Source organism: Streptomyces sp. NPDC058955 (assembly GCF_042741435.1).
In the GTDB taxonomy this organism is placed as follows: Bacteria; Actinomycetota; Actinomycetes; order Streptomycetales; family Streptomycetaceae; genus Streptomyces.
In genome coordinates, this window is the sequence record NZ_JBHYKM010000208.1 from 1 (window position 1) to 6130 (window position 6130).

The window sequence follows — 6130 nt, forward strand, 5'->3', positions numbered from 1 at the left end:
CCCGGGGGCTCCTCGCGGCTCCGGCGCCCGCACCGCCGCCGTCCGGCCGCCGTCCGGCCGTCGTCCGGCCGCCGTCCGGCCGTCGTCCGGCCGTCGTCCGGCCTTGTGTGCGGAGCCCCCCGTCTTTTATAGTCATAGTGACTCTTAAGGAGCGGGGGCACGCACAGCCCCCTCACCCTCCCCGCCGCACACGGCACTCGGACCTGGACCCACGGGGGTGGACCAGGGACGCCGCCGACGGCGGCGGGGACGGTGAGGACCCTCCTACGACCTCCGGAGGCGACCGCATGAACACGTGCCACGGCCACGGCCTCGTCCCCGGCAGGTTCTGTCCGCCGCACGCCGGCCACCACCACCTCGTCCGCACCGCCCTCGGCCGCTGCGCGCGCGTCACCGTCCTCGTCGCCGGCACCGCCGCCGACCCGCTGCCCCTGGCGGAGCGGGTCGACTGGCTGCGCGAGATCCACCCCGAGGCCCTCGTCGTCGGCGCCGACGCCGAGGACGGCCTCCCGGCCGCCGTCGAGGCCGCCGTCCGCGAACCCGTCGACGCCGTCTTCACCTCGGCGCCGTACGGGGACGACCTCGCCCGCCGCCTCGGCGCCGCCTCCGTCCGCGTCGACCCCGGGCGCCGTACCCACCCCGTCACCGGCACCGCCGTCCGCGCCGACCCGGCCGGCCACTGGGACCTGCTGGCCGCGCCCGTACGGGCCGCGCTCACCCGCCGGGTGGTCGTCCTCGGCGCCGCGGACAGCGGCAGCACCACCCTGGCCCGCGCCCTCACCGACCACTACCGGCGGCGCGGCGGCGTCTGGGCGCGCACCCGGTGCGTCCCCGACCGGGGGAGCGCGTACGCGGCCCGCAGGCTCGCCGAACTGCGGGCCGACCGGCCCGGCGCCGGCCCGTCCGACGTCCTCCTCCGCTCCGCCGACTTCCCGGTCATCGCCCAGGACCAGGCCGAGCGCGAGGAGGAGGCCGCCCGCGCCGGCTCACCGCTCCTCGTCTGCGACACCGACGCCTTCGCCGCCACCGTCCGGCACGAGCGGCTCCTCGGCACCGCCAGCCCCGACACCGGCGCCGTCGCCGCCCGCGGCCGGCACCACCTCTGGCTGCTCACCGACCACCGGGGCGTCGGCCCCGGCGACGACGACCTGAGGGCCTGGACCACCGCCCGGCTGCTCGCACGGCTCACCCACAGCGGGCGCCGCACCGCCGTCGTCACCGGCCCCCACGAGGAACGCCTCGCCACCGCCGTCGCCGCCGTCGACGCGCTCCTCGCCGAACCCCTCCTGGAGCGCCGATGAACATCCCCGAGGGATACGACCCCCGGGCCTTCGAGCCCTTCGCCGTCACCGTCGACCTCGCCGTCCTCACCGTCCGCGCCGGCCGGCTGCACGTCCTCCTCGTCCAGCGCGGCCAGGAGCCGTACGCCGGAGCCTGGGCGCTCCCCGGCGGCTTCGTGCTGCCCCGCGAGTCCGCCGGCGCCGCCGCCCGCCGCGAACTCGCCGAGGAGACCGGACTCTCCGGCGCCACCGTCGCCGGACTCCACCTCGAACAGCTCCGCACCTACACCGAACCCGACCGCGACCCCCGGATGCGGGTCGTCTCGGTCGCCTACACGGCGCTCGTGCCCGACCTGCCCGAACCGCGCGGCGGCGGCGACGCGGCCGAGGCGCGCTGGCTGCCCTACGACGAGGTCCCGGCGCTCGCCTTCGACCACGACCGCATCCTCGCCGACGCCCGCGAACGCGTCGGCGCCAAGCTGGAGTACACCTGCCTCGCCACCGCCTTCTGCCCGCCCGAGTTCACCCTCGGCGAGCTGCGGCAGGTGTACGAGACGGTCTGGGGCGTCCCGCTGGACCGCCCCAACTTCCGGCGCAAGGTCCTCACCACCCCCGGCTTCGTCGAGGCCGTGGAAGGACCGCCGCGCCGCACCGGCGGACGGGGGAAACCGGCCGCGCTCTACCGGGCGGGAGAGGCCACGGCCCTCCACCCGCCACTGCTCCGACCGGAAGGACGATCCGCATGAACAAGCAGGCCGCGACGGGGACGCTGATGGGGCTGGCGCTGGGTGACGCGCTCGGCCGTCGCACGGAGTTCGTCGACGTACCGATGATCACCCGCTACTACGGGCCCTGGCGGGAACTGGCGCTCCCCGACGACGGGAAGATCACCGACGACACCCAGATGACGCTCTCCGTGGCGCGGGCCCTCCGCGCCTGCCAGGAGCGGGGGGTCGCCGGGCCGGAACGGTTCGCGGACCTGCTCCGCGAGGAGTTCGTCGACTGGTACCGGTCTCCCGAGAACAACCGGGCACCCGGCCGCACCTGCCTGACCGCATGCGCCCTCCTCATGACCTCCGTCCCCTGGCAGGACGCCAGCCAGATCCACTCCAAGGGCTGCGGCGCCAACATGCGGGTCGCGCCCCTCGGACTGATGCGCGAGTACGGCGAAGCCGGTGCCGGCGCCGCCCAGCTCCAGGCCGCGCTCACCCATGGGCACCCCACCGGGCTCGCCGCCTCCGACCTCACCGCGCGGGCCGTGTGGCTGCTGGCCCAGGGGGTCGACCCGACCGGGCTCGTCGGGCAGCTGCGCTCGTACGCGTACGAGAACCGCGACCGGTACCACGAGCGCTGGCTCGGCGACCTGTGGACCCGCTCCCAGGACCCCAGCGCCCTCTCCTTCGTCCGGCGCGGCTGGGACGAGTGCCTGGCCGTCCTGGAGCGCCTCGACGCCGTGCAGCGGACCGCCGACCCCGAGCTCGACCCCTGTACGTACATGGGTGACGGGTGGATCGCGGAGGAGGCGTTCGCCACCGGGCTGCTCTGCTTCCTGCTCTTCCCCGGCGAGCCGCTGACCGCCCTGCGCCGGGCCGCCTGCACCCGGGGCGACTCCGACTCGATCGCCGCCCTCGCCGGGGCCTTCGCCGGGGCACACCTCGGGGCGGACGCCTGGCCGGCGGAGTGGACCGCGCGGATCGAGCACCGGGACGAGCTGCTGGAACTCGGGGCCCTCTGGGACGCGTGATCGAATTCTGGGAGGCTTCGGTCTCATGACGCTGACCCTTGAGGCCCACGAGGCCGACCTGACCGCCGTCGCCGCGGGAGAGCCGGACCCGCTGCTCTTCGCCACCGTCTCCGGCGCCCATCTGTACGGGTTCCCCTCCCGCGACTCCGACGTGGACCTGCGGGGCGCCCACCTGCTGCCGGCGGAGGCGCTGGTCGGGCTCCGCGAGCCCCAGGAGACCCGGGACCGGACGTGGGACCGGGACGGCGTCGAGATGGACCTCGTCACGCACGACCTGCGGAAGTTCGCCCGGCTGATGCTGCGCCGCAACGGCTACGTGCTGGAGCAGCTCACCTCGCCGCTGGTCGTGCACACCACCCCGGTCCACGCCGAGCTGACCGCCCTCGTGCCCGGCGTGCTCACCACCCACCACGCCCACCACTACCGGGGTTTCGCCGCGACCCAGTGGCGGCTCTTCGAGAAGAGCGGCGAGCTGAAGCCGCTGCTGTACACCTACCGGGCGCTGCTCACCGGCATCCATCTGATGCGCTCCGGCGAGGTGCAGGCCCATCTGCCGACCCTGGCCGAGGAGGTGCCGGAGGCCCCGGCGCGGATCCCCGCCCTGGTGGCCGCGAAGGCGGCCGCCGAGCACGGCGCCGCCGAGGCCGCGGCGGAGGAGGTGCGGGCCGAGGTGGAGGCCCTGCACGGCACGCTCGACGCGGCCCAGGCGGCCTCGGGCCTGCCGGACGCGGTCCGGGCCGCGGACGCCCTCCACGACCTCGTCGTGCGGGCCCGGCTGGCCGCCCTCTAGAGCTCCCGGAGGGCCGAGGCGCGGCGGGCGCGGACCAGGAAGTCCTGCACGCGCGCGTGGTCCGGGGCGGGCGGGAGCGGGGAGGCGGTGAGCGCGTCGTCGGCCTCGTCCTGGAGGCGGTTCATCCAGGACTCGACCTCCGGCCAGCCGAGCTCGCCGCGCTTGACCGCGAGCAGCCGCTCCCGGTCCCCGCCCACGTCGATCCGCAGCTCGCCGGTGCGGAGCAGGTCACGGCAGCTCGTCAGCAGCCGCAGCAGGTGCATCGCGTGCTTCCAGCGCGGATGCCCGTACTGGCGGACGTCCGCCTCCAGCTTGCGGCGCTGGCCGCCCGCGTACCGCACGAAGGTGCCGTGGGCCTGCCGGGACAGGAAGGCGTCGCGCAGCCCGACGAGTTCGGCGCCCACCTCGGTGGTGCGGGTGACGAGCGGGGAGTGGAGGCACTCCAGGACGTTGGGGTTGTTGCGCAGGGCCAGCTCGCAGAAGCGTTCCAGCTCCCAGCTGAACTGCTCGGGGGCCGGGCCCTCCACGTGCGCCGGGGGCTTGTCGAAGCGCCAGAAGAGCGGCGTCGGGGCGAGGTAGACGCCCCGCACGTCGGTGTCGCTGTCCTCGGTCGCCAGACCGAAGGCGCGCGAGCCCATCACACAGGCGTAGACGGTGTGCTCGCGCACCAGCGCCTCGGGGGACATGTCCATGGCGGTCATGGCGGTCAGGCTACGCGAGGGTGATCGTCTCCCCGGAGACGGTGATCTCCTCGGCGGGCAGCGGCCGCGGGGCCGGCCCGGCCGTCACCGCCCCGTCGGCGATGGCGTACTTCGAGCCGTGGCAGGGGCAGTCGATCGTGCCGTCGGCCACCTTGTTCACCAGGCAGCCCTGGTGGGTGCAGACGGCCGAGAACGCCTTGAACTCGCCCTCCGTGGGCTGGGTCACGACCACCTTGCGGTCCGCGAAGACCGTGCCGCCGCCCACCGGGATCTCCGAGGTGCTCGCCAGCGGGGTGCCGGCCGGAGCGCTGCCCGTCCCGGCCGGGGTGGTGGCGGGCGCGCTCGACTCCGTGCCGCCGTCGCCGGCCTCACCGCCGTCCGAGCCGCAGGCGGTGGCCGTCGCCGCGGTCGCCGTCGTCAGGGCCGCGGCCATCAGGACCGTGCGGCGGGGTGTCGTCCGTGAAGTCATACGGCCCAGCTTCGCCCCGTACGCCGCACGGCCCCCGCAACACGCCGGGCCCCGGCTACACCCAGGGCACCAACTCCCTCGCACGGCCGTCCGCGTCCCGCAGCACCTCCAGGACCGCGGTCACGGCGGCGCGCTCGACCGGCCCGTACACATGGGGGAAGAGCCGGTCCTCCGAGCCCTCCCAGCGGACCTCCCCGGAGAGCAGGGACTCGTCGATCACCAGCACCAGCAGCGGGCCCGGCGCGTCCCGGTAGTGGGCGTCGGCGACGGCCAGCGCCGCCTGCCCGTCCGGCGAGCAGTGCACGAAGCCCTCCGCGGCGAGCGACGGCGGGGCGTAGGGGAGACCGGGGTCCGCGGACCACTCGTCCAGGGGCACCACATGGAGCAGCATCCGCCCTTTCTACCCGCTCGCCGTGCCGCGCCTACTCCGGGTGGCGGAATGTCCACCCATGGGTGAGATTGGGGATGCTCCGGCGGGGCCTCACCCGACGGGGTCACCTCGCGGGTCCTCACCTCGCGGGTCCTCATCCAGCGGGTCCTCATCCAGCGGGTCCTCACCCGGACGAAAGGCAGAACCATGGCGGGCAACGATCTCGGCGGTCTCCTCGGCTCCCTGCTCGGCGGGGGCGGCGGCCAGGGCGGCGGAGGCGCCGGCGGCATCCTGGGCTCCCTGCTCGGCGCCCTCGCGGGCGGCCAGGGCGGCCAGGGCGGCGCGGGCGGCGCCGCGGGCCAGAACCCGCTCGGCGGGCTGCTCGACATGCTCACCAGGTCCGGCCTCGCCGACCAGGCCCAGTCCTGGATCGGCACCGGCGAGAACAAGCCCGTCGACGGCACCCAGATCGCCGAGGCGCTGCCCGACGAGACCCTCCGGAAGGTCGCGCAGGAGGCCGGGGTCACCCCGCAGCAGGCCGCCGACGAGATCGCGCAGTCGCTGCCGCAGGCCGTCGACAGGCTGACGCCGGACGGATCGCTGCCGCAGGGAGGTTCGCTGGAGGACATCATCCGGGCCCAGAAGCTCTGAGCAGCCGTACGGGCCCTCCGGGCCGCCGTACGCGCGCGGGTGGGCGCCCCCCCCCGCGGCGACGGGGGCGCGCCTCGCCCCCGCCCCCCCCGCCCGCCCCCCGGCCGACCTCCCCGCGCGAGCGC

General features: G+C 75.7%; 8 protein-coding genes. 5 read left to right on the top strand and 3 right to left on the bottom strand.

Annotated features, from left to right (window positions below; all coding sequences use genetic code 11):
• Nucleotides 1-287 precede the first annotated feature (287 nt).
• The 4 genes from ACFW1I_RS37600 to ACFW1I_RS37615 are packed head-to-tail and all read left to right on the top strand — an operon-like array spanning nt 288 to nt 3814.
• Nucleotides 288-1301, top strand: coding sequence for an AAA family ATPase (locus ACFW1I_RS37600; protein ID WP_384678497.1), 1014 nt, complete (start codon nt 288-290; stop codon nt 1299-1301).
• Nucleotides 1298-2026, top strand: coding sequence for an NUDIX domain-containing protein (locus ACFW1I_RS37605; protein ID WP_384678499.1), 729 nt, complete (start codon nt 1298-1300; stop codon nt 2024-2026). Before ACFW1I_RS37600 ends, ACFW1I_RS37605 begins: the two co-directional genes overlap by 4 nt.
• Nucleotides 2023-3024: an ADP-ribosylglycohydrolase family protein gene (locus ACFW1I_RS37610; RefSeq protein WP_384678501.1), complete on the top strand. Its 1002-nt coding sequence runs from the start codon at nt 2023-2025 to the stop codon at nt 3022-3024. The genes ACFW1I_RS37605 and ACFW1I_RS37610 overlap by 4 nt, the downstream gene beginning before the upstream one ends.
• A 25-nt stretch (nt 3025-3049) precedes the next feature.
• Complete coding sequence (locus ACFW1I_RS37615; RefSeq protein ID WP_384678503.1) at nt 3050-3814, top strand: DNA polymerase beta superfamily protein; 765 nt, start codon at nt 3050-3052, stop codon at nt 3812-3814.
• Here the strand turns inward: ACFW1I_RS37615 and ACFW1I_RS37620 are convergent.
• Genes ACFW1I_RS37620 through ACFW1I_RS37630 form a run of 3 tightly spaced genes read right to left on the bottom strand, consistent with a single transcriptional unit; the run spans nt 3811 to nt 5375 of the window.
• Complete coding sequence (locus ACFW1I_RS37620) at nt 3811-4500, bottom strand: DNA polymerase beta superfamily protein (protein WP_384678511.1); 690 nt, start codon at nt 4498-4500, stop codon at nt 3811-3813. The genes ACFW1I_RS37615 and ACFW1I_RS37620 overlap by 4 nt on opposite strands.
• Before the next feature lie 25 nt (nt 4501-4525).
• Entirely contained in the window at nt 4526-4984 is a 459-nt protein-coding gene (locus tag ACFW1I_RS37625; RefSeq protein WP_384678505.1) for a Rieske (2Fe-2S) protein, read from the bottom strand.
• Between the two features lie 55 nt (nt 4985-5039).
• On the bottom strand, nt 5040-5375 hold the full coding sequence (locus ACFW1I_RS37630) for a DUF952 domain-containing protein (RefSeq protein ID WP_384678507.1): 336 nt from the start codon (nt 5373-5375) through the stop codon (nt 5040-5042).
• A 186-nt stretch (nt 5376-5561) separates the two neighbouring features.
• Here ACFW1I_RS37630 and ACFW1I_RS37635 point away from each other — a divergent pair, with 186 nt between their 5' ends.
• On the top strand, nt 5562-6005 hold the full coding sequence (locus ACFW1I_RS37635; RefSeq protein WP_384678509.1) for a YidB family protein: 444 nt from the start codon (nt 5562-5564) through the stop codon (nt 6003-6005).
• Nucleotides 6006-6130: the final 125 nt, after the last annotated feature.